Raw genomic sequence first — 24306 nt, forward strand, 5'->3', positions numbered from 1 at the left:
ATTTCACATATTTCATTCTCCTTTTGGGGGAATTAAAAGCATATAGCTAAACTGACTTAGGCTTACCAACAACCTTCATCCCGCTACTTGTTAGCGCCGCGGCGGCATGACGTCTTAGCTATAGATGCTGATTTGTGTGCTCCCAGTAATTTCAAGAGAAGCTTAGTAGATAAGTTGTGTTTTAAACCAGATTTGGTATTTTAAACTGAACATTTTCAATAATACCACCTGGCATAACTGAAATTTTTACACTCAGGTTTACTTTTAGGTAGTCCATTAATTCATCAACCAATATGTCAGGAGCGGAAGCACCTGCAGTGATTCCTATCTTTTCTACGCCCTGAAACCAGCTTTTATTCACACAGCTGTAATTATCAATTAAGTAGGCTCTTTTTCCTCTGGCAGTGCACAGATCTAATAAGCGGTTTGAATTTGAGCTATTTTTACTTCCTACAACTAACACCATGTCTACAATTTCAGCTAGCTTTTTAACAGCATTTTGTCTGTTTTGCGTTGCATAGCATATGTCCTTTAAATCTGGACCTGTTATGCTTGGAAACCTGAGCTTCAGGGCAACAATAATTTCACGGGTATCGTCGATGCTTAACGTGGTTTGTGTAACATAAGATAAATTATCTGGATCTTTAACCTTTAAATTGCGTACGTCCTGCACAGTTTGCACTAAAATGATAGGATTATTTACTCTTCCTCTAATTCCCTTAACTTCTGGATGGTTTTCATGCCCAATGAGAATTAATTCTTTACCACTGTTTTCATACCTTTTTGCCTCTTTATGCACTTTGCTGACTAAAGGACATGTTGCATCAATCACTTGAATACCCTTTCTTTTTGCCTTATCTTCTATATTTTTTGATACTCCGTGCGCGCTGAAGATCAGTATTCCTCCATTATCTTCAATTTCCTCGATACTGTTCACAAAAACCACTCCTTGTCTCTTAAAGTCCTCTACTATATATTTATTGTGAACAATTTCGTGTAGCACATAAACTTGGCACTTGTTTTTGTATTTTTCTAAAGTAATAGCTAATATGTCCACAGCTCTTTTTACCCCGGCACAAAAACCTCGCGGCTCAGCTAAGATGATTTCCATTTTTGTCAAATCAAGTAAATATGCAAGCATTACTTAAAAATAAGCTCCGCTCACTGTGTTTTATAGTACCATTATTTACGTTTTATATAATAATTATTTTTCGCATATTCTCTTTAACATTTGATCAACCTACTACTTCAGAAAATTTTAGAAAAGATAATATAGTACATAAACAACCTGATATTTTAGATAGAAATGGAGTGGTAATAGCAACAAATGTGCCCACAACATCACTATATACAGATGCAACCAAAGTAAAGAATCCGGAAAGTATAGCAGCACAACTGTGTTCTATTTTGAATGATCTTGAATACGAGAATTCATATAGAATACTTACTTCAAAAAAGAAATTTGCTTGGGTAAAGCGGCACTTGAGTCCAAAAGAACTGTTAGCAATAAAAAATGCCGGCGTGCCAGGAATAAACTTCTATAACGATGTAAAACGTATATATCCTCACAGTAATTTATTTTCACACGTGCTTGGTTACACTGACATAGATGGCAACGGTATTGCAGGAGTTGAGGCATATATAAGTAAAAACAAACAACATTCTGTTATCCAAGTAGCTGACACTGGGGTCCAGAAAAAAAATACGTGGATTCCAGCATTACGTGCTGGAATAACACCTTACCAGGGTATTCAACTATCCTTAGATACACGAGTGCAAAGCATAGTGCATGAAGAGCTAACTAAAGCTGTAAGCAGATATCAGGCACTCGGAGGAGTAGGAATTGTTTTAAATGTGAGAAATAGTGAAGTCATCTCGATGATCAGTCTACCTGATTTTAACCCCAACCTACAGAATAAGGCAGAAGACGTACAAAAGTTTAATCGCGCCAGTCTTGGGGTGTATGAGATGGGGTCGGTATTAAAATTCTTTACAATAGCCGCAGCGCTTGATGCGAACGTTATAAAAACTAGCGATTTATATGACGTATCAACACCAATCACCATTGGAAAGTATAAAATTCAGGATTTTCACAAATCTAAAATTCCAAAAATTACTGTGCAAGATATATTTGTAAAATCATCCAACATTGGTGCAGCAAAAATTGCAGTCAAATTAGGTATTAAAAAACAAGTAGAATACTTTAAAGCTATGAAGCTATTTTCTCCTTTGAAAATAGAAATACCAGAAAAATCTACACCGATAATTCCGGATAAATGGAGTGAAAACACTTTAATAACAGCATCTTATGGTTATGGCATAGCTGTAACTCCTATACATCTTGCACAAGCTGCAGCAGCATTAATCAACAATGGAATATTTCATAACGCAACCTTGATGTTGAATAAAAGAAGTATAGGAGAGCAAATTATCTCAAGAAGAACTTCCAGGGAAATGAGAAAATTATTACGCGCAGCAGTAACAGATGGCACTGGCAGAAAAGCAAAAATAAAGGCATATTCAATAGGAGGAAAAACTGGATCGGCGGAAAAAGTTGTAGATGGTAAATATAGCAAAGATGCAAACATAGCGTCATTTATAGGAGTGCTAACTATGCTTGACCCAAGGTATATAGTGCTAATTGCTATTGATGAACCTCAAGGGATGCACCATACCGGGGGAATAATTGCTGCGCCTATAGTAAAGAACATTATAAATAGAATAGCACCTATACTAAATGTTACACCTGAGATGTAAAATTATGATTGCTTTACTATAATTTCAAATTTATCATTACCAAAATCCTTATTAATATACCAAGAACCATCATCTTTAGTTATAAATTCAAGACCTTTAAGGTCTCTTTTTATTGTCTTTCCATTTTGACCATCGATAGCGATATTAATATCGAATGTAATAACGTCTAGATTTATCATAGCTTCTTTCCCGCTGTACGAATCTAGACTGAACTTGCCTAACATGACATCATTAAAACTCACTTCTCTTGTATAAACATCACAATGACCATCTACACAAAACACACCTTCAATATAGAAAAGATCTGACATACAAAATACCCTGCATCTACAAAAAAAAGAACTAAACATATATGGCCACTACGCCACACCGCTAACAAGTAGTAAAGCGTCGATAAGCCTAAGTTACTTTAGCTACATAGCCATAATACAGCTAGAAATGTAAAATTCAACAGTTAATTGGGGAATGTTCAAAAAAGTGTGTCAAACCGAAAAAAAAGTAATAAATTGATATAAAAAAATGGAGGTTTGACAATGAGTCAGAAAGTAGTAAACAGAACTACCGGTTTGGTAGATTATAAAGAATTAGAAACAAATATCCTGTCGTCTATACGAGATAGGCAGGCCGTTGACAGGAAGAGATGGTGCATTAACACCATTTATAAAAAGACTGCTGGAGGCAAGTTTGGAAGGTGAAATAGAAAATCACTTGTTGGCTGAAAGCGAAGAAAATAATCGAAGAAATGGGAGGAATGGAAAGACTTTACGTACCAGTGCAGGTTCATTTGAGCTATTAACACCAAGAGACAGAGATGGAAATTTTGAACCTCAAATAGTCAAAAAAAGGCAAACAAACCAGAGCTTGAAACGAAGATCTTGAGCACATTTGCCAGTGGTATGAGCTATAGAGATATAGCGTCACATGTTGAGGAAATTTATGATCACAAAATATCGGTGGCAGAGATATCAAGTATTACTGACAAATTGCTACCTATAATCAATGAATGGCGTAGTCGTCCACTGCAATCAGTATACCCGATAGTATTTATGGATGGGATGTTTTTTAAGGTCAAAGAGGATGGACATTGTGTAAGTAAATGTATGTACAATATATTGGGCATAGACCAAAATGGCAGAAAAGAAGTATTAGGTTTTTATTTGGCTGAAAGTGAAGGAGCTAACTTCTGGTTGGGAGTACTAAATGATCTAAAAGAGAGAGGAGTAGAAGATATTCTAATTGTATGTGTAGATGGGCTAAAAAGCTTTCCTGCAGCGATAAATAGTGCGTTTCCTAAAGCAGAAGTACAGCTATGTATAGTGCATCAGATAAGAAATTCTCTGAAATATGTATCCAGCAAAGATGTGAAAGTTTTCATGAATGATCTGAAAAAAATATATCGTGCTGCAAGCAGAGAAATTGCCGAGAATTATTTGCTTGAGTTGGAAGAAAAATGGGGAGAAAAGTACCCATTGGTTGTAAAATCGTGGCAGAATAATTGGGAAAATTTGTCCGGTTATTTCAAGTATTCTGGCCCAGTTAGGAAGCTAATTTATACTACCAATCCTATTGAGGGGCTACATAGGCAGATCAGAAAATTTACTAAAACTAAGGGCTCATTTACTAGTACAAATGCCTTGTATAAACAGGTGTATTGTGCTATAAAAAAGGTAGAGCAAAAATGGACTATGGCTTTGCCTAATTGGGCATTAACTATGTCTCAGTTCGACATTTTCTTTCCTAATAGATTGAAAATTGAGTTGAACTAAAAATGCGGTTTGACACAGTTTATTTAACACTCCCAAGAATCATCTTTCTGTTCAATTCAATTCTACTCTAGTATTGTTAAACTGGGAAATTGGCTCCAGAATTGATCAAGATATCCTAAAGCACAAACGTGCAGATTATGGGAAGCAAATCATCTCCCAACTTGCAAAAGAACTTCAGATGAAATATGGACATGGATTTGATAGAGCTTCATTATTTCGGATGGTGCAATTTTCCAAATTCTTTCCCGATCAAGAAATTGTCGCGACACTGTCACAACAATTGAGTTGGTCACATTTTGTAGAAATTATTGCAATTTCTGATGAGCTGAAGCGTAATTATTATATAGAAATGTGTCGTATTGAAAGATGGAGTGTTAGAGCACTACGTAGTAGAATCGATACCATGTTGTATGAACGTACAGCACTAGGCTCTGTGGACAAAATTTTAGAGAAGCCATACAAGAGCTCCAACAAAATTGAGAAAACCCATAAAAACCTCAGCAGTTTTATCAAATCTGGAAAAAATGCGCCTAAAATTTTTAATTTTACCAAAAAAACACTCAATCAAATGACGTTCTTTGTAGATATGCTCATCGTAATACCTTTGCACTTTTCGATTCCGTTTTGGCGGAATAACTACTGTACATCCCTTGTCTTCAAGACTTGTAACAAAGGCATTGCTATCGTAGCCCTTGTCAGCTACTACAGTAGAGTTATAGATACTTTCGGTCAACACTTGTGCCTGCGTAATTTCATTTCTTTGACCAGGAGTCAGAGTAAATTTAAGTGGATTTCCAAGTGCATCGACAAGCGCATGTATTTTAGTTGTAAAGCCACCTTTGCTCCTCCCTAAAGCTTCTTGATCCTTGGAGTTTTTTGTATATCCAGATGAACATGGATGGGCTCGGATGATCGTACCGTCGATTATAGCAACTTCTAAATCAGGCTCTTGTTTAGTATATTCAAGCAATTTTTTCCAGACATCTCTTTCACACCATCTTTTAAATCGCTTATGTATACTCCTGTAATTACCATAAGTTTTTGGTAAAAGTCTCCATTGGCAACCACTTCGCACTATGTACCACACTGCCTCTATGAATATTCTTAAACGTTTTTCATCTTTGCTGTGCATTCCTTTTACGCTTTTTATGAACTCTAAAATTTGTTTCCAATTTTCCTCTTTGATGTAATATTGCATATGGTAGTTTCTCCATTTTTTACCTATTAGGCTAAACTACCATCTTTTTCTCTCTTTTCATATTTTTTGTCCACAGAGCCTAGCAAAAAAGCCTGAGGACTTCATAAGACAAAGCATCAAACAGTTACGTGAAGAAAATACGTTAGCCCCCGAATTCATTTTTCACGATCCATACTTCCTTAACTTTGTGGAATTGCCATCAAGTCATAGTGAGACTGATCTAGAAAATACGATTTTGGATGAATTGGTAAAATTTTTACAAGAGTTTGGTAATGATTTTTGTTTTGTGACACGTCAAAAAAGGATGAGTACCGAAAGAATTGATAGGTATTTAGAACCTGTCTTGAAAGGACTTAAGTAGCTAATTTAGTAAGCATAGAAGTAATCATATTAAAGAAGATATTGGTTTTTGAAGTAAGAGGAGAATGCTCATAATCTTTGCTCATGCGCCTAAAATTGGAGAGCCAAGCAAACGTTCTTTCAACGTTTAGGAATAACCTGGAATCCTGTAACATCAACAGCTTTCTTGGTAATCGTATCCCGTTTCCAATAAACAGCGGTTTTGTAATTTACCTATGTATCCTTGATCAGCAAAAAACTTACGTAAAGTTGGAGCCTTGTATTTAGCTTGAGTGAAAAGATTTAGAGCACCATCACGATCTTGAACACTTGCACTATGAACATCAGCCGCAATAATTAGGCCCACTGTATCTACAACAATATGACGTTTTCTACCCTTTATTTTTTTGCCAGCATCATATCCTCTGGATCCCCTTTTTGAGTGGTTTTTACTGATTGACTGTCAATTATTCCTACTGAAGGTGTTTCATTTTTACCAAACATTTTTCTTACCTCTTTTACTGGCATATTATGTATTTTTTCCAATTTGCCATTACTACGCCACCTGAGAAAATAGTCATACACCGTCTTCCATGGAGGAAAATCTTTCGGCAGCATTCTCCATTGACAACCACCTCTCATTATATACCTTATTGCATTAATAATTGTTCTGATATTGTGCTTTCTTGGCCTCCCTATCTTTCCTTGTGCAACATGTGGCTCCAAAATTTCCCATTCCTTATCACTTATATCACTTGGATACAATTTTCCCTCCTATTTTTACTTACACTATCATATTCTTTTCCTCATTCCTTTTCAAGACATGCTCTTAGAGCATGTCTTCAAACTGAAGAATGAGCTAATTTGTGAAGCATAATAGTGATCATATTAAAGAAGATATAGTTTTTTGAGGTGAGAGGAGAATGCTCGTAATCTTTACTCATGCGCCTAAAATTGGAAAGCCAGGCAAAAGTTCTTTCAACAATCCAACGTTTGGGAATAACTTGAAATCCTGTATCAACTATTTTCTTGGCAATCGTTAATAAACATCCCGTTTCCAATAAGCATCTGTTTTGTAATTTACCTATGTACCCTTGATCAGCAAAAAACTTACGTAAAGTTGGAACTTTGCATTTAGCTTGGGCAAAAAGATTTAGAGCACTATCACGATCTTGAATACTTGCACTCTGTACTTCAGCAGCAATTACAAGACCCACAGTATCTACAATAATATGGCGTTTTCTGCCCTTTATTTTTTTGCCAGCATCATATCCTCTGGATCCCCTTTTTGAGTAGTTTTCACTGACTGGCTATCAATTATACCTACTGATGGAGTCTTATTTTTACCAATCATCTCTCTTACTTTTTTAACTAGAAAATCATGAATTTCTTGCCATATTCCACTTTTTTTCAAGCGCGAATTACAACTATATACGGTTTTCCATGGTGGAAAATCTTTAGGCAGTTGTCTCCATTGACATCCTGTTCTCATCATATAGCGGATTGCATTAATAATTGTTCTAATACTATGTTTTCTTGGTCTGCCGGTCTTTTTAGGTTCAAAATATGGCTCTATTGTCTTCCATTCTTTGTCACTTATATCGCTTGGGTACATCTTAAAATGTACCTTATACCATACTTCTTAACTTCTTTCTACTCAGTTTGAAGACATGCTCTAAGGACGATGGCCGTAGTGGGTGGAATTTGGAGCGAGACGGTTTAGATGAGTTACGTGATAAAGTAGCAGAAGGAAAAATTGGAAAAATTTACATTCATTCACCTGACCGGCTATCAAGGAAATCTGCACACCAAATGGTATTACTTGAAGAGTTTGAGAAAGCAGGAGTAGAAGTAATATTCTTAAATTGTAAGACTGAAAATAATCCAGAGTCTAAATTATTACTAGGAGTTCAAGGATTAGTGTCAGAATACGAATGTACAAAGATTATGGAACGTAGTCGTAGAGGAAAACTCCATAGAGCAAGAAAAGGCCGTGTAAGTGTAATGGGAAATGCGCCTTATGGTTATGACTATATAAAGCATGTAGAAAGAGAAAAGATAAGGTTTGAAATTAATGAAGAAGAAGCAAAAGTAGTGCGCAAACTATTTGAGTGGGTAGGTCAAGAAAGAGTGAGTTTAAAAGAGACAGTGCGACGACTGAAAGAAGAGTATATTGCTACACCAAAGGGTAAAGGAATTTGGCACCCAAGTACAATTCGTAGAATATTGAGAAACTATGCATACAAAGGACAAGCAGTATATGGTAAAACGAAGGTAGGTCCAATAAAAAAAGAAGTAAAAGCAGTGTGGAAAGGGCGCAAAAAAAGCTATTCTGTTTATTCTAATGACCAAGAGAATTGGATTTATATAGAAATACCAAGTATAATTGAAGAGGAATTATTCGATATAGTACAAGAACAACTGGTTGAAAATAGAAAAAGAGCAAGAATGCAACGAAGAAGAAGATACCTATTACAAGGGCTAATAGTATGTCAGTATTGTAAATATACTTATTATGGAATGTATAACACTAGGGGAGGACGAAGTTACTATCGTTGTCCTGGTACAGATGCAAACCGTTTTGGTGGGAATAAGATATGTAACAGCAAATCAATACGCACGGATATACTAGAAACAGTTATATGGGAAGAAATGAATAGGGTATTAAAAGACCCGGATGCAATTGCAAAGGAATATCAACTTGGGCTTTTAAAAGATAAAAATAAGCAACCAAATGATGAACTTGAAAAAGAAATAAGCAGATTAGAACAAGGTATCAAAAGACTTGCTTATACCTATGCTGAAGAGTATATAACTAAGGAAGATTTTGATTCAAAAGCCAAAGCAATGACTCAGAGCTTAGAAGCAATTAAGAAACAGAAGGAAAAAGTGGTTGATGAAAAGGAGCTAAAGAGGGAATTAGATTTTACCATGAGTAGTGTAAAAAGTTTTGCCTCTGAGGTTGAATCAGAGCTTGATCAAGCAGATTGGGAGGCTAAACTTGATATAATTAGACCATTAGTCAGACGCATTGAAATTGATGATGATAATGTACATATAGTGTTTCGATTAAAAGAACTCGCTCTGGAAGGGCAAAAAAAAAATGTTCAACATTGTATCAGGACTGTGGGATCCAGCCTTTCCATAATCATCAAAACATTGTATTTTAACAAAAAACAGCTATTTTTATGCTTACCAACTTAATAAAATTCCTGGATCCCAGTGGGCTTTGTTGCATCGCACCTTATGCGGTAGTAATTTACGATAAATTCATGTAGCCATTTCGAATTTAGCCATACCAATGTCAGTAAATTGATTAAGCAAATAGCACTTAATGAGTAGTTCTTTTCCACGATTTACTTCGGACTTATTCCTAAAGCTGAATCCAAATATTTGCTTTAATCTTGAGAAAAACCCTTCAATGTGAGCTCTCTTTCCATAATTTACTTCTTCTTTCCACTTTTTTATGCAATCATATGACTTTATTAGTCTAACAGCAGCATTTCTATCATCCATGTAATCCAATTTTTGGTGCTCTGTTGCGTTGTTTTTCGGAAGAACTTTTGTCTTTATACCAAACTTGTTACATAATTCGTAAAGCTTATGCCTGTCATATGCTCTATCCGCATATAATACCTTTACAGCATGAACTTCTTCTAACAAATCGCAAGCTCCATAGTGATCTGAATAAACTCCGCTGCTGTATTTTGCAGCTATGGCTTTTTTGCTGTTTATATTCAACATTACGTGTAGTTTCTTTACTTGTTCATAGCTGCGATACTTTCTATTTTCGCTATTTTCCTTGCTGTGGCCAGGAGTGTTGTTATAAATGCTGATGCTTGTGCTATCTATAGCAATTTCGATATCTTCCATATTATCTTTATCAATTCTGCAATCATTTATCTTAATATTAAGTTTCTTAAACCTTCTTGAAGCCTGAGAATAGCTGATAACTTGCAAATTTTTCCCAATTTGCTCAAGGTATCCTGCTATAAATCCAACTGTTTGCCTCAAACCTATTCTGAATAGATGGGTTATTATATGTATCAAAATCACCACTTTATTGCTGTAAATATTGTTGCCACCCTGCATTTTTGGCCCAATTTCATACCAATTTTCTATGGCTTCGTTGATATAACGAAAAATATTTCCTCTTTTTTCTAGAAATTTGTTATATTCGTTTTGGTTACTGACTCTCATTTTTTGTGGCATATTTTTTCTTCAACAGTTGAATGGCTATTTTATAATGAATTTTGTCAGTAACTGCCAGATTTTTTCGGTTGCTATGCAACAAAGCCATCCCAGTGTCAAGCACTGGGATGACAAAAAAAGGAGCACTGGGATGACACCCTCCTAGGCTCTGTGGACAAAAAATATGAAAAGAGAGAAAAAGATGGTAGTTTAGCCTAATAGGTAAAAAATGGAGAAACTACCATATGCAATATTACATCAAAGAGGAAAATTGGAAACAAATTTTAGAGTTCATAAAAAGCGTAAAAGGAATGCACAGCAAAGATGAAAAACGTTTAAGAATATTCATAGAGGCAGTGTGGTACATAGTGCGAAGTGGTTGCCAATGGAGACTTTTACCAAAAACTTATGGTAATTACAGGAGTATACATAAGCGATTTAAAAGATGGTGTGAAAGAGATGTCTGGAAAAAATTGCTTGAATATACTAAACAAGAGCCTGATTTAGAAGTTGCTATAATCGACGGTACGATCATCCGAGCCCATCCATGTTCATCTGGATATACAAAAAACTCCAAGGATCAAGAAGCTTTAGGGAGGAGCAAAGGTGGCTTTACAACTAAAATACATGCGCTTGTCGATGCACTTGGAAATCCACTTAAATTTACTCTGACTCCTGGTCAAAGAAATGAAATTACGCAGGCACAAGTGTTGACCGAAAGTATCTATAACTCTACTGTAGTAGCTGACAAGGGCTACGATAGCAATGCCTTTGTTACAAGTCTTGAAGACAAGGGATGTACAGTAGTTATTCCGCCAAAACGGAATCGAAAAGTGCAAAGGTATTACGATGAGCATATCTACAAAGAACGTCATTTGATTGAGTGTTTTTTTGGTAAAATTAAAAATTTTAGGCGCATTTTTTCCAGATTTGATAAAACTGCTGAGGTTTTTATGGGTTTTCTCAATTTTGTTGGAGCTCTTGTATGGCTTCTCTAAAATTTTGTCCACAGAGCCTAGTAGAAACGCTTTTGTAATTGCAACATTCGTGCAATCTTTAGCCATGAATATTAAGAAACTTACCGTATCCGTTCAGGAGAGTGGTTTAAGAAACAATAGATAGGAGATTTTGGGAAGGATTGAGACCCCTTTGTTTCCAAGTTAAGTATAATGAAATTATCCGCTCAAGTTCCCCGCTTTGATTGTGTAAAATATGAGTTTTTGCGATAAACGACATAATGCCGAATTTGCCGTTCAGCGTGGTTATTTGTCAGCGGAATATTTTCTGGGTCATCTAAAAATTTCCACATCATTCTTTCAGATCTCAGAACATTTTTTGCAACTCGAGAGGCTCCAATTGCTTCAGGTAAACGAGATATCTCCTTCAAGTAATACTTTGTACGTTTTCTTAATTTTCTGGCACGTCTGACAAACCTCAAAACATCTATTTCACTTTTTAGTAAAGCTTTTTTTAGTGCAAATAATTCAGTGGCCACGTTTCTCAAGTAACAACCCAGAACTTTAACTTCAACTATGTGCTAATCTTTCAAAATCTCTTGATAAATGTGCCCAACAGATTTGCCTGTTTTTATCGGCAAAATAATTGTATGCTGCATACCTGTCAGTTATTACCAAGCTATTGCGATTGCAGAATTTACTATTTTGTAAAACTTTCATTCCTCTTGACTCTGTAAATTTTACAAAACTTGCCGTATTGCTTGCAAACATCCAACACCAAGCGAGTTTACCTTTGTTATAATGGCTCGTTTCATCAATATGTAAAACTTTACTTCTACTTATCTCTTGTTCGATTTGCTCATATGTTTTTTCGCATTTTGATGCAACTCTGTGTTCACTGTTTGATATGCTGCCAACACTTATATTCAAATTAAAAATGTCATTTATAATGCTAGCCACTTCGCGTTTTGAATTCTTGTAAAATCCCCTGAGTGCTGCAATTATCGATTTAACTTTTGGACCAAATGTATCTGATGTAACACCTTCTGGTAATTTGCTGCTTCTTCTTTTTCCGCACTTCCGACAACGGCCATGCTCTAACTGATACTCTACTATATACGGCTTAATTTCTTGCAGATCAACTTTCTGATGAACATATGGTTTTTCACATACTGCAATCTCCCCTCCGCATTCGCAAGTATTAGGCAACTCTATCTTTACTACTTTATCTGCTTCCATTTTGGCACGAAAACTTCCTTTATGTCCAACCTGACCGCCAATATTCCTTTCGCTTTTTGGCTTGTCCTTTTTTATTTTATATAGCTCTTTTGAGCTAGGCAGAGATGAGTTTTTTGAATTTAAGCCAAGCCTTTCCTTTAATTCAGCGTTCTCTATCTTTAAAGCCTTGTTCTCTGCTTTTAGACTTTCATTCTCTCTTTCCAGCCTTTCTATTTTTGCTTCTAACTTTTCTATTTTTTGCTGTAAATTTTTGCAAAGTTCTAAGAGCATGTCTTCAAACTGAGTAGAAAGAAGTTAAGAAGTATGGTATAAGGTACATTTTAAGATGTACCCAAGCGATATAAGTGACAAAGAATGGAAGACAATAGAGCCATATTTTGAACCTAAAAAGACCGGCAGACCAAGAAAACATAGTATTAGAACAATTATTAATGCAATCCGCTATATGATGAGAACAGGATGTCAATGGAGACAACTGCCTAAAGATTTTCCACCATGGAAAACCGTATATAGTTGTAATTCGCGCTTGAAAAAAAGTGGAATATGGCAAGAAATTCATGATTTTCTAGTTAAAAAAGTAAGAGAGATGATTGGTAAAAATAAGACTCCATCAGTAGGTATAATTGATAGCCAGTCAGTGAAAACTACTCAAAAAGGGGATCCAGAGGATATGATGCTGGCAAAAAAATAAAGGGCAGAAAACGCCATATTATTGTAGATACTGTGGGTCTTGTAATTGCTGCTGAAGTACAGAGTGCAAGTATTCAAGATCGTGATAGTGCTCTAAATCTTTTTGCCCAAGCTAAATGCAAAGTTCCAACTTTACGTAAGTTTTTTGCTGATCAAGGGTACATAGGTAAATTACAAAACAGATGCTTATTGGAAACGGGATGTTTATTAACGATTGCCAAGAAAATAGTTGATACAGGATTTCAAGTTATTCCCAAACGTTGGATTGTTGAAAGAACTTTTGCCTGGCTTTCCAATTTTAGGCGCATGAGTAAAGATTACGAGCATTCTCCTCTCACCTCAAAAAACTATATCTTCTTTAATATGATCACTATTATGCTTCACAAATTAGCTCATTCTTCAGTTTGAAGACATGCTCTAAAAGGTTTACCATATTACCTCACTTTTGCTCTATGATTATCTTTTTAGATCACCTTGTCTATCTTATTCTGCCACTCCGCTGAACGGATACTGAAAAACAGCCTAAAGAATATAGCTGAAATTTTAGGCTTACTGGCTGATCTTCTGAATACTCTCTATACTACTTAAAGTAGACTTTTCGTTTTTTCTAGAGTATAAACTTAGATAAATCAAGCTGCTTCGAAATTGACTCAAGTTTATCTTTTACATACTTGCTGTCTATAATGAATTTTTCGCTATTTTTCTCAGAAGCAATGAAACTTATTTCATCTAAAAGCTTCTCCATGATAGTGTGAAGCCTTCTTGCACCTATATTTTCCACTTGCCTATTAACTGTAAACGCTATTTCAGCTATGGTTTTTATACCATCATCAGTGAACTCAAGCGTCACATTTTCTGTTTTCATTAAAGCTATGTATTGCTTTAACAAACTAGATTCTGGTTCCTTTAATATTCTTATTAAATCCTCTTGAGTAAGTGCCTTAAGTTCTACCCTGATCGGTAATCTACCCTGTAATTCCGGTAAGAGGTCAGATGGTTTAGACTGATGAAAAGCACCAGATGCAATAAATAATATATAGTCTGTTTTTACATGGCCATACTTAGTTGCAACAGTTGTTCCTTCAAGTAGTGGTAACAGATCGCGTTGCACTCCTTCTCTGTTGACTTCACCTTTTACTTCTGTACGCGCTGCAATTTTGTCTATTTCATCCAAAAATACTATACCGTCATTACTAACAAGATCAATGGCTTCTTTGATTATCTTATCTTCATCCATTAGCCTTTCACTTTCTTCATTAATTAATATTTCACGCGCTTCTTTTACCTTCACCGTAATAGTTTTTGTTTTTTTGCTCCCGTTAAACATCTTGCCCACTATTTCTGTTACATTCATCACACCAACTTGCCCACCTGGCATGCCTGGTATATCGAAAGTAGGTAACATACTCTTGCTCTCTCTGACGTTAATAGAAACTTCTCCGTCCTCAAACTCTTTATTCCTCAACCTTTCTCTAAAATTTTTTTTACTCTCTTCGGTTGCATTTTCGCCTACCATAGAGTTTACTATTGTTTTCTCAGCTAAAATTAAAGCCTTTTTAGCTAAGGCTTTACGGGCTTTCTCTTTAACTAAAACTATTGCTGCATCAACTAAATCGCGTATTATCGAATCAACGTCACGTCCAACGTATCCTATTTCAGTAAACTTCGTTGCCTCAATTTTCATGAACGGTGCACCGGCAAGTTTTGCTAAGCGGCGAGCTATTTCAGTTTTACCAACCCCTGTATGACCGATCATCAATATATTCTTAGGTATGATTTCATCACACAATGGAAATGGAACCTGATTGCGACGCCAACGATTTCTGAGCGCAATAGCAACAGCACGCTTTGCATCATCCTGTCCGATTATGAATCTATCTAATTCTTTAACTATCTTCTGTGGTGGCAGGTCATCTAACAAAACTTGAGTGCTGTCATTAACTTGAATATCGCTGTCATTTGAATCAAAACCACTCTTAGTATCTTTATAGAGGTCATTTTTTTCATCATAGGTATCACTACTACAAGACCGCCCTTCTGAAAGGGTTATAGGCTGATTGGAAAAATTAGTGCACAAAGTTTTTTGTTCAGAAGACATATCACTCCTCTATCTTTTCAATAACTACATTATGATTTGTATAAACACATATATCGCCAGCTATCTTCATAGCCTTTTTTGCAATCTCTTCTATTGATATTCCTTTAATGTCAATTAAAGCTCTTGCTGCAGATAGAGCAAAGTTTCCCCCAGAGCCAATAGCTGCGATTCCATCTTCAGGTTCAAGAACATCACCTGTTCCCGTAATTACTAATGAAATAGATTTATCTGCAACGATCATCATAGCTTCTAATTTCCTCAGATATTTATCCATTCTCCAGTCTTTTGCAAGTTCAACACATGCTCTCATTAATTGCCCTGGGTGCTTGTCAAGTTTAGATTCTAATCTTTCAAAAAGAGTAAATGCGTCGGCTGTTGCCCCGGCAAAACCGGCAATTACAGAATCACCAGAAAGACGCCTAACTTTTTTTGCTCCGGATTTTATAACAGTGTGGCCCAGTGAAACCTGTCCATCGCCTATTACTACTACGCTTTTATCTTTTCTAATTGACAGTATAGTAGTTCCATACATTTTATTGTTATCGTGTTGAATCATTTTTCTATCACTTTAAATAAGAATCTCATTATACTTTAATCTTTAGTCAAATTTGCTAAATATGTTTAATTATAGCTTATAATATAATACCTTCCTTATAACATTTAAAGTGTAGATGCAAAACATAATTCACCCAGATTTGGAAAAAAGTATAAATAATTGGTTTGAGGCAAAATTTAACGGCCTTACATTGCCATTTTATAGCTCTATAGATCTTAGAAACTCCGGTTACAAAATTGCCCCAGTGGATGCTAATTTATTTCCTGCAGGGTTCAACAATCTAAGTGAGACATCAAAAGCAACAGCAGCAAAACTAATAAAAAGTTATTTTGAAACAAAACAATATAAAAAGGTTCTGATAATACCGGAAAATTATACACGAAATAAAATGTATATAGAAAACATATTTGCTATAGAGAAAGTACTGCAACTCGCAGGTTTTGAAACTAGAATTGGCCTTTTACATAATGAAGTATACAATTTAATAGAACAGTATGAAACTGTTGTGAAAGAAAACTCTCTGCTAAAGACAACTTCAGGATTTGTGCCTGATGTTATTATACTGAACCGTGATATGACGAGCCACATTCCAGACACGCTAAAAGACGCAAAGCAAGATATAGTACCAAGCCCACTATACGGTTGGCATAGCAGGCAGAAATTTAAGTATTTTGAAATCTATCAAGAATTAGCGTCTGAGTTTTGTAGCGAATTTAAAATAGACCCATGGCTAATTTCTGTGCTTACAGAGAGCTGTGATGGAGTTGATTTTGATGATGATTTGTCACTAGGAGCAGTAGCAACTAAAGTTGACCAAATATTATCTCTAGTGCAAAAAAAATATGAGGAATATGAAATAAAAACGCAACCTTACGTTTTTATCAAAGCAAGCAATGGCACATATGGGATGGGCATTATAACAGCAACAAGTGGAGAGGAAATATTAAACCTCAATAAAAAAAAGCGTCATAAAATGAAAAAGATAAAAGAAGGAATAGCAATCAATAGCGTTATTATACAAGAAGGTGTACCAACCATTGACGTATTTAAAAGCAGTTCTGCAGAACCGCTAATATACTATATAGGAAATACTCCAACATGTTACTTATACCGATGTAATAGCAGGAAAGATGTATATTCTAGCTTGAATGCCACTGACTGTGAGTTTCATGATGTTAGCCAGGTTGTGGAAGGTAAAATTCTGTCACTTTGGAGTATTGTTAGCAAATTGGCAGTACTAGCGTTGGCAGTAGAAATAAAATCTTTTCACCTCTAACCTACTTCCACAGTGGTGTCATTGTGCTGAGTAGGGTGAGTGTTATCAAGTCCAGTAGAAGGATCAGTACTATTAACCGGTTGATTGACGAACTTATCGATATTTGATATTAAATATGCTAGACTTAATATTATACTAACTGTTACGCTTAAGTTGAAATTATAGATTATACCACTACCCAAATCTATTGGTATGGTTGCAGTTTCCATTCTTTTTAATATGAAGCTTAACAAGCCCAATGACAAAGTTATTGTGCTGAAAATAACGTCCTTCCCATATTCAGCAGACTTTTTAGGATCCTTATTATCCAGATACTTCTTCCATGTATAATAACAGCTTATGAATTCTGAAAATAGAAATAGGACTGTTGATGTTAAACCAATATAACTTATTATATCTTTATTGTTTCCAGCTAAGAAATGAATGATTTTTGTCTGCATCAATATTCCTATGATACAGTGTGTCAAGAAGGCCAAGCTACCTACAACCTGTACTGATTTTTTAGGTTCATTTTTATCATCTTGAGGTCTATATCCAGCCAAGCTGAGTCCGGAATGAAGAATATATAATGCTGATGTTGGTAATTTTATTAACTTGGCAATATCTGATACAGCAGAAATACTGGATCTGTTATTGTCAATAAACTCACAGCAAAATTGCAGTGAAATCTTACACAATAGGGCTGTTAAACCTACTGCAATACAATACATCTTTCTGAGATCATGGTTATGGGCAGCGTGTACCCTTTGTGTGAACGTGCTCGATTTCTTTTTTAGCTTACTTAGCATGAAATAGTTAATAAAATAATAACTTTCTGTTATTCTATCACATAAAATCCTAAAAGAAAAGCACTATAAATCAGGATCTTAAGGAAGATTTATGCATAAATCAGCCAAGCATTTAATAAACAAGGGATCGATACTGAGAGTTGGCACGCGAAAGTAATATCCATCCTTGATAATTGCTTTATATTCTATATCAAGTTCAACTAGAGTTTCTGAATGCTCAGAAACAAAAGATATAGGTGATAGAACTACAGGTACACCATCAGCTTTTGCGCGTAATAGCTCACTTTCAGTGCTTGGCTCTAGCCATTTTACGGGACCAATTTTGCTCTGATAGCATATTGACCAATCAAGGTCTTTGATATTTAATTTTTTTACTATTAGTTGTACTGTTTCTTCTACCTGTAGGGCGTAAGGGTCGCCTTTTTTAATAACGCTAAGGGGCAAGCTATGAGCTGAAAATAGGACTCTTGGCTTATCGATTCTGCTGGCTAATTTGTAATGCTTAGCTATTAAATTAGCGTGAGCCTCAATAAAGTCTTCGTTATTATAATAATGGTGAATTATTTTTGTATTGCACTTTAGACCATGGTTTTTAGCATTTTTTTGCCAACTTTCGATGGATGACAGAGTTGTGGTAGTTGAATATTGAGGGTATAGTGGCAGCAAAATTACTTCATCAGGATCAAACTGTTTTACACTTTTAATAACTTCGTCAGTAAATGGATGCCAATAGCGCATGCAGATGAATACTTTTGTTAGTTTTGCAGTGCTTGACGCTGGAATCCAGTTTTTTTTTCTAGATCCCAGTGTCTGGGCACTGGGATGACAAAAGACAGGTTTGTTAAGTTCTTGTTCAAGCGCTTCAGCTTGCATTTTTGTATTCTCCAGAATTGGCGATTTACCTCCAATTTCCTCGTATATTTTTCGTGCAGTATTTTCTCGTTTTGCAGATATAAACTTTGCTAAAAGAAACCGAAAAGGGTTTGGCAAATTAATTATTCTCTTATCATAAAAGAGATTAAATAAAAAAGGACGGACTGCACTCAATGAATCAGGTCCGCCAAGGTTAAATAAAATGACAGCCTTTTTCACCTATGCACTACTCACAACAAGTTACTTCTGGGGTGCCTATAAAATTAGCTACACACTCATCAAATTTAGTTATAGGCACTAAATTTCTCACACTTGCATACAATAAATGACCTGATCTCTGCAGGTTACTCTTGGTAGATGCGAATTTTTCTCTGTCAAAAACCGTGTCAACACAAAAACTTGGCACGGTTTCAAAAAGTTCAACAGCAGCTAAAGATAGCATGATACAACTTTGCAGGACCTTCAGAAGAACCTTTAGAGGAAAAAGTAAAACTTTAACGAAAAGAGAGGTGCTATCTGCATTACTCAGTAACTGCCCTTGGTTGGGCGAATTATACTCAATATGCTTTCTATTTTGATCGAAAATAGGGAATTTTATAGTATCTTTCTTAAATTCCGTGTCTATTTCTTTTCTACTATGGTTAGTGATTTTTTCCATTAACTTCTCACGCAGATGAAAAGTTCTGACAATAAAACATGCGGCAATCATTAAGGCAGCACATAAAAGTGCGCATTGCATGAGACTTATACTACCTACCATAGCTGGCAGCACAAAACAAACAAATGGCGCTATGATTATCATTTCAAGAAATGGAATAGTGTTTCTTTTCATCGCAAAGGCAGCACCTTTTTTTAATTCTGTATTATGATGTGAGCTATATTCCAAATAGCTTAAAAATGCCAAATTAAAAGTTAAAAACCCTTTTGTTCCACAAAAAATTGATGATTTCAAGTTATTGACCAATTTTTTAGCAGTAGATTCAGCTTGTTTGGTAGTGTTATTTTTACAACATTTACCCATACAATACCTCTTTGATGGTTTATCCTTAACTATAAATAAAAAACTACTTTTATCAAATCAAAATTTACAATAAAGTAAATCCATAAATATACTATTTTATATAAGGAAATAATATGGCAATTGAGAAGACACTTTCGATATTAAAACCTGATGCAGTAAAAAATAATATTACGGGCAAGATAAATTCATACATTGAAAGCTCTGAGCTCAAAATTATAGCACAAAAAATGATGTTACTAACAAAAAAACAAGCAGAGCTGTTTTATGAAATTCATAAAGATAGGTCTTTTTTTGGGGAATTGGTAGAGTTTATGACTTCTGGTCCTGTGATAGTTCAAGTTTTAGTTGGTGAAAATGCAGTAAGTAAATACAGACAAATCATGGGAGCTACCGATCCAAAGCAGGCAGAGAAAGGTACAATCAGGGGTGATTTTGCTGATGACATTAGTGAAAATAGAGTTCACGGCTCGGATAGTCTAGAAAATGCTCGTAAGGAGATAGCTTTCTTTTTTGCTGAACATGAGTTGGTGTAGTCAACTCAGATTTTCCTATATATAACTAAATTTTCTGGATCCTATGTCAAGCATACATCTGTACGAACGTTGTAATTAACAGGTGGCAAGTTGCATCATCCAAGTAGCTGACAACATAGAAACAAAAAACTTACTTGACAGACCTCGCCAGCCCCCTTATCATGAAACTGAAGCTATTTATTTATCTTCGCAATCTGCAGATTAAAACGACAAAGGGAACTTTGTATTTGGCGTAAATCATGCTTAATTTTTTGCACTATGTGCATCTCATGTCTTTATAAAACTTTTAGGTTTCTACCTATACAAGCCGAAACGCGCTTATAAAGCGTTTAAGACAGTAAAAGACGTCAAATAGACAAGGGAGAATTTGAATACTAGCTACCCTAGGTTTTCTTTGCCTTTTTTTCTGCTTAGTAAATTTCTTAAACATTTAAACTAAGGTGAGTTACGTTTAAAAGCAGCTAAATTGCAGTGTTTAAGATTTAAAAAACGCCAAATACTGAAAATAGACAATGACCAGGGCTTCTTTTGCCTTTTTTTTATTTGGTAAATTTCTTAATGTTTACAGCTAAACGACAACCGTCATCCCGCTACTTGTTAGCTGATGAGATACCGCGAATGAATCGCGGTATGACGGTTCGCGGTGGCATCCTCTTCATCCCGCTGCTTGTTAGCGGGATCTGCTGAGATACCGTGGCAGCATGACGTAGAGCTCGCGTTAGCTATACTTTTATACTCACCAACTCAGTATCCGATGTGGATCCAAGTAGTCAGCTACTTGGATGACAGGAGAAGGGGTTACTTGGATGACACCGCTTGGATAGGTCAGCTACTCAGATGATGCCGCCTGCCATGCAAACTGCAACCCTAAATGTTGGAGCACTGTCATACACTAAGCGCTGTAATAACAATTTTAGTCGCTTCATACACTTATCATGCTAGGCTCTGTGGACAAAATTTTAGAGAAGCCATACAAGAGCTCCAACAAAATTGAGAAAACCCATAAAAACCTCAGCAGTTTTATCAAATCTGGAAAAAATGCGCCTAAAATTTTTAATTTTACCAAAAAAACACTCAATCAAATGACGTTCTTTGTAGATATGCTCATCGTAATACCTTTGCACTTTTCGATTCCGTTTTGGCGGAATAACTACTGTACATCCCTTGTCTTCAAGACTTGTAACAAAGGCATTGCTATCGTAGCCCTTGTCAGCTACTACAGTAGAGTTATAGATACTTTCGGTCAACACTTGTGCCTGCGTAATTTCATTTCTTTGACCAGGAGTCAGAGTAAATTTAAGTGGATTTCCAAGTGCATCGACAAGCGCATGTATTTTAGTTGTAAAGCCACCTTTGCTCCTCCCTAAAGCTTCTTGATCCTTGGAGTTTTTTGTATATCCAGATGAACATGGATGGGCTCGGATGATCGTACCGTCGATTATAGCAACTTCTAAATCAGGCTCTTGTTTAGTATATTCAAGCAATTTTTTCCAGACATCTCTTTCACACCATCTTTTAAATCGCTTATGTATACTCCTGTAATTACCATAAGTTTTTGGTAAAAGTCTCCATTGGCAACCACTTCGCACTATGTACCACACTGCCTCTATGAATATTCTTAAACGTTTTTCATCTTTGCTGTGCATTCCTTTTACGCTTTTTATGAACTCTAAAATTTGTTTCCAATTTTCCTCTTTGATGTAATATTGCATATGGTAGTTTCTCCATTTTTTACCTATTAGGCTAAACTACCATCTTTTTCTCTCTTTTCATATTTTTTGTCCACAGAGCCTAAGGTTAAAATACAAAAAACTTCCTTGACAAACTCCGCCAGCCCCCTTATCATAAAACTGAAGCTATTTATTTATCTTCGCAATCTGCAGATTAAAACGACAAAGGGAACTTTGTATTTGGCGTAAATCATGCTTAATTTTTTGCACTATGTGCACCTCATGTCTTTATAAAACTTTTAGGTTTCTACCTATACAAGCAGAAACGCGCTTATAAAGCGTTCAAGACATCAAAAGACGTCAAATAGAACAAGGGAGAATTTGAATACTAGCCACCCTAGGGTTTCTTTGCCTTTTTTTTCTGCCTAGTAAATTTCTTAAACATTTATAGCTAAGGTTAGTTGCATTTAAAAGCAGCTAAATTGCAGTGTTTAAGACTTAAAAAACGCCAATACTGAAAATAAACAATGACTAGGGCTTCTTTTGCCTTTTTTTTTTATTTGGTAAATTTCTTAATATTTATGGCTAAAGATTGCACAAATGTTGCAATTACAAAAGCGTTTCTACTAGGAGGGTGTCATCCCAGTGTCTGGGCACTGGGATGACAAAGAAATAGGCACTGGGATGACAAGAAAGGAGCACTGCCATTATAGAGTGAACCAGTGTCTGGGCACTGGGATAACAAAAAAGGGGCTACTCGGATGACAAGAAAGGAGCACTGGGGTGACAGGAGAAGGAGGCGCTGGGATGACATTATAGGGGCTACTTGCATGACACCATCTTTTTCCTGGATCCCAGTTCTGGGCACTGGGATGACAAAAAAGGGGCTACTCGGATGACAAAAAAGGAGCACTGGAATGACATCATAGGGGCGCTGGAAGACACCATCACAGAGTGAACCAGCGTCATACACACATCCCTTTGGTGACAATGTTTGTTGATGCAAGATTATACCTTGAAAAAATTAAGTTTTAGTGCTATTAAATAGTTGTAAATTTTGTCTCTGTGGTAGCTTTATGAATGTTGAAAGTAAGAAAATACATGATACTAAAATAAAATTACCAATATTTCTTGATTATCAATCTACTACTAAAGTAGATCCCCGCGTTTTGGAGGTAATGATACCTTATTTTGGTGAGTTCAGTAATGCACACTCTCGCAGCCATTCATTTGGTTGGACTGCTGAAGAAGCAGTGGAAAAAGCAAGGAAACACATCGCTGATCTGGTGAATGCAGATAGCAAAGAAATTATCTTTACCTCAGGTGCAACTGAGTCAAATAATACAGCAATCAAGGGCGTTGCTCACTTTTACAAAAATAAAGGAAATCATATAATAACTGTCTGCACGGAGCATAAGTGTGTTCTGGATTCTTGTCGGCATCTGGAAAATGAAGGCTTTAAAGTTACATATTTGCCTGTTAAGCAAAACGGAATTATAGATTTATTAAAGCTTGAGGAAGCAATTACTGATAAAACAATCTTGATTTCAGTAATGATGGTAAATAATGAAATCGGAGTAATTCAGCCTGTCAAAGAAATTGGTGTAATATGTAGAAAGCATAATATATTTTTCCATACAGATGCAGCTCAAAGCTTTGGAAAAGTTCCAATTGATGTTAATGAGATGTGCATTGATCTTATGAGTCTCTCTAGCCACAAAATTTATGGGCCTATGGGAATAGGCGCATTATATGTCCGTAGAAAGAATCCTCGTGTTAGGCTGATACCACTAATTAGTGGTGGTGGACAAGAAAGAGGCATGCGCTCTGGCACAGTTCCAACACCTCTTGCAGTCGGTTTTGGTGAAGCGGCACGTATTGCTAAAGAAGAAATGGAAACAGAAGCAAGCAAATTGGAAGGACTGAGAGATATTTTGTACAATAAGATAAAAGAAGCATTTCCTGATATCGTTTTAAATGGTGATTATGAAAATAGAATTCCTGGCAACCTAAACTTGAGCTTTCCCTATGTTGAGGGTGAGTCTCTCATCATGGCAATCAAGGATTTAGCAGTAAGTTCTGGTTCTGCGTGCACGTCTGCGTCTCTTGAGCCTTCCTATGTCGTACGGTCACTAAATAATGGCCATGACCTTGAGCATTCATCAATTAGATTTGGCCTAGGCCGATTTACAACTAAAGAAGAAGTTTTGTACGCAGCAGATCTTGTTGCTAAAAATATTGGCCGACTGAGAGAAATGAGCCCACTTTGGGAGATGGTACAAGAAGGAGTAGATTTGAACACCGTGAAATGGGACTCTCATTAAATGTATCCATTCAGCCAGTCCAACTGCAAAT

At 35.9% G+C, this 24306-nt stretch carries 21 protein-coding genes and 4 pseudogenes; 11 read left to right on the top strand and 14 right to left on the bottom strand.

What is annotated here, in order from left to right; translation table 11 throughout:
- Nucleotides 1-181: 181 nt before the first annotated feature.
- Nucleotides 182-1111 carry a 4-hydroxy-3-methylbut-2-enyl diphosphate reductase gene (gene ispH, locus OPR26_RS06840; RefSeq protein ID WP_265016307.1) on the bottom strand — a complete coding sequence of 310 codons (930 nt, stop codon included), beginning with the start codon at nt 1109-1111 and terminating at the stop codon, nt 182-184.
- 20 nt (nt 1112-1131) lie between these two features.
- Here ispH and OPR26_RS06845 point away from each other — a divergent pair, with 20 nt between their 5' ends.
- A complete protein-coding gene (locus tag OPR26_RS06845) occupies nt 1132-2757 on the top strand; it encodes a peptidoglycan D,D-transpeptidase FtsI family protein (protein ID WP_265015836.1) in 1626 nt (541 codons plus the stop codon).
- A gap of 2 nt (nt 2758-2759) precedes the next feature.
- On the opposite strand, the gene OPR26_RS06850 is transcribed toward OPR26_RS06845, so the two are convergent.
- Nucleotides 2760-3068: a hypothetical protein gene (locus tag OPR26_RS06850; RefSeq protein WP_265015837.1), complete on the bottom strand. Its 309-nt coding sequence runs from the start codon at nt 3066-3068 to the stop codon at nt 2760-2762.
- A 222-nt stretch (nt 3069-3290) separates the two neighbouring features.
- Here OPR26_RS06850 and OPR26_RS06855 point away from each other — a divergent pair.
- Both OPR26_RS06855 and OPR26_RS06860 read left to right on the top strand, forming a co-directional pair.
- Nucleotides 3291-4523, top strand: a pseudogene (locus OPR26_RS06855) (IS256 family transposase).
- Between the two features lie 73 nt (nt 4524-4596).
- Nucleotides 4597-4881: pseudogene (locus OPR26_RS06860) on the top strand (DUF1016 N-terminal domain-containing protein); the annotation flags it as partial.
- Between the two features lie 87 nt (nt 4882-4968).
- Here the strand turns inward: OPR26_RS06860 and OPR26_RS06865 are convergent.
- Complete coding sequence (locus tag OPR26_RS06865; RefSeq protein ID WP_264702259.1) at nt 4969-5721, bottom strand: IS5 family transposase; 753 nt, start codon at nt 5719-5721, stop codon at nt 4969-4971.
- 187 nt (nt 5722-5908) lie between these two features.
- On the opposite strand from OPR26_RS06865, the gene OPR26_RS07410 reads away from it, so the two are divergent.
- On the top strand, nt 5909-6082 hold the full coding sequence (locus OPR26_RS07410) for a PDDEXK nuclease domain-containing protein (protein ID WP_406827465.1): 174 nt from the start codon (nt 5909-5911) through the stop codon (nt 6080-6082).
- On the opposite strand, the pseudogene OPR26_RS06870 reads toward OPR26_RS07410, so the two are convergent.
- The 3 genes and pseudogenes from OPR26_RS06870 to OPR26_RS06880 all read right to left on the bottom strand — a co-directional run bounded on the left by OPR26_RS06870 (nt 6075) and on the right by OPR26_RS06880 (nt 7675).
- A pseudogene (locus OPR26_RS06870) lies at nt 6075-6825 on the bottom strand (IS5 family transposase). The gene OPR26_RS07410 and the pseudogene OPR26_RS06870 overlap by 8 nt on opposite strands.
- Before the next feature lie 77 nt (nt 6826-6902).
- Nucleotides 6903-7313: a transposase gene (locus tag OPR26_RS06875; protein WP_320157296.1), complete on the bottom strand. Its 411-nt coding sequence runs from the start codon at nt 7311-7313 to the stop codon at nt 6903-6905.
- On the bottom strand, nt 7310-7675 hold the full coding sequence (locus OPR26_RS06880) for a transposase (RefSeq protein ID WP_264731180.1): 366 nt from the start codon (nt 7673-7675) through the stop codon (nt 7310-7312). The genes OPR26_RS06875 and OPR26_RS06880 overlap by 4 nt, the downstream gene beginning before the upstream one ends.
- 47 nt (nt 7676-7722) lie before the next feature.
- Here OPR26_RS06880 and OPR26_RS06885 point away from each other — a divergent pair, with 47 nt between their 5' ends.
- Nucleotides 7723-9264 carry a recombinase family protein gene (locus OPR26_RS06885; protein ID WP_265015838.1) on the top strand — a complete coding sequence of 514 codons (1542 nt, stop codon included), beginning with the start codon at nt 7723-7725 and terminating at the stop codon, nt 9262-9264.
- A gap of 66 nt (nt 9265-9330) precedes the next feature.
- Here OPR26_RS06885 and OPR26_RS06890 read toward each other — a convergent pair whose 3' ends face one another.
- Nucleotides 9331-10272 (bottom strand): IS5 family transposase, encoded by a 942-nt coding sequence (locus OPR26_RS06890; protein ID WP_265015625.1) that lies wholly within the window; start codon nt 10270-10272, stop codon nt 9331-9333.
- A 224-nt stretch (nt 10273-10496) separates the two neighbouring features.
- Between OPR26_RS06890 and OPR26_RS06895 the strand changes: the two genes are divergently transcribed.
- On the top strand, nt 10497-11249 hold the full coding sequence (locus OPR26_RS06895; protein WP_264702259.1) for an IS5 family transposase: 753 nt from the start codon (nt 10497-10499) through the stop codon (nt 11247-11249).
- 106 nt (nt 11250-11355) lie between these two features.
- Here the strand turns inward: OPR26_RS06895 and tnpC are convergent.
- Nucleotides 11356-12716 (bottom strand): annotated as a pseudogene (tnpC, locus tag OPR26_RS06900) (IS66 family transposase).
- A 55-nt stretch (nt 12717-12771) separates the two neighbouring features.
- Between tnpC and OPR26_RS06905 the strand changes: the two are divergent.
- The gene (locus OPR26_RS06905) at nt 12772-13137 is read left to right on the top strand and encodes a transposase (RefSeq protein WP_264731180.1); all 366 of its coding nucleotides are present in this window, start codon (nt 12772-12774) and stop codon (nt 13135-13137) included.
- Nucleotides 13138-13157: 20 nt separating this feature from the next.
- Nucleotides 13158-13544 (top strand): transposase, encoded by a 387-nt coding sequence (locus OPR26_RS06910; protein ID WP_265016251.1) that lies wholly within the window; start codon nt 13158-13160, stop codon nt 13542-13544.
- A 199-nt stretch (nt 13545-13743) separates the two neighbouring features.
- On the opposite strand, the gene hslU is transcribed toward OPR26_RS06910, so the two are convergent.
- Nucleotides 13744-15234 (bottom strand): ATP-dependent protease ATPase subunit HslU, encoded by a 1491-nt coding sequence (gene hslU / locus OPR26_RS06915; protein ID WP_265015839.1) that lies wholly within the window; start codon nt 15232-15234, stop codon nt 13744-13746.
- Nucleotide 15235: 1 nt separating this feature from the next.
- On the bottom strand, nt 15236-15790 hold the full coding sequence (hslV, locus tag OPR26_RS06920) for an ATP-dependent protease subunit HslV (protein ID WP_096617344.1): 555 nt from the start codon (nt 15788-15790) through the stop codon (nt 15236-15238).
- Between the two features lie 115 nt (nt 15791-15905).
- Between hslV and gshA the strand changes: the two genes are divergently transcribed.
- Nucleotides 15906-17066 (top strand): glutamate--cysteine ligase, encoded by a 1161-nt coding sequence (gene gshA / locus OPR26_RS06925; protein WP_265015840.1) that lies wholly within the window; start codon nt 15906-15908, stop codon nt 17064-17066.
- Here gshA and OPR26_RS06930 read toward each other — a convergent pair.
- From OPR26_RS06930 to OPR26_RS06940, 3 genes are all read right to left on the bottom strand, one after another.
- Complete coding sequence (locus OPR26_RS06930) at nt 17063-17854, bottom strand: hypothetical protein (RefSeq protein ID WP_265015841.1); 792 nt, start codon at nt 17852-17854, stop codon at nt 17063-17065. The two genes, gshA and OPR26_RS06930, sit on opposite strands and share 4 nt — an antisense overlap.
- 78 nt (nt 17855-17932) lie before the next feature.
- Nucleotides 17933-18946, bottom strand: a complete 1014-nt coding sequence (hemH, locus tag OPR26_RS06935) for a ferrochelatase (protein ID WP_265015842.1) — start codon at nt 18944-18946, stop codon at nt 17933-17935.
- 7 nt (nt 18947-18953) lie between these two features.
- Entirely contained in the window at nt 18954-19748 is a 795-nt protein-coding gene (locus OPR26_RS06940; RefSeq protein WP_265015843.1) for a hypothetical protein, read from the bottom strand.
- A 113-nt stretch (nt 19749-19861) separates the two neighbouring features.
- Between OPR26_RS06940 and ndk the strand changes: the two genes are divergently transcribed.
- Complete coding sequence (gene ndk, locus OPR26_RS06945) at nt 19862-20281, top strand: nucleoside-diphosphate kinase (RefSeq protein WP_253301948.1); 420 nt, start codon at nt 19862-19864, stop codon at nt 20279-20281.
- A 959-nt stretch (nt 20282-21240) separates the two neighbouring features.
- On the opposite strand, the gene OPR26_RS06950 is transcribed toward ndk, so the two are convergent.
- Nucleotides 21241-21993 carry an IS5 family transposase gene (locus OPR26_RS06950; RefSeq protein ID WP_264702259.1) on the bottom strand — a complete coding sequence of 251 codons (753 nt, stop codon included), beginning with the start codon at nt 21991-21993 and terminating at the stop codon, nt 21241-21243.
- A 1034-nt stretch (nt 21994-23027) separates the two neighbouring features.
- Here OPR26_RS06950 and OPR26_RS06955 point away from each other — a divergent pair.
- Nucleotides 23028-24275, top strand: a complete 1248-nt coding sequence (locus OPR26_RS06955; protein ID WP_253302342.1) for an IscS subfamily cysteine desulfurase — start codon at nt 23028-23030, stop codon at nt 24273-24275.
- Nucleotides 24276-24306 lie beyond the last annotated feature (31 nt).

Source organism: Wolbachia endosymbiont (group A) of Anoplius nigerrimus, assembly GCF_947251795.1.
In the GTDB taxonomy this organism is placed as follows: Bacteria; Pseudomonadota; Alphaproteobacteria; order Rickettsiales; family Anaplasmataceae; genus Wolbachia.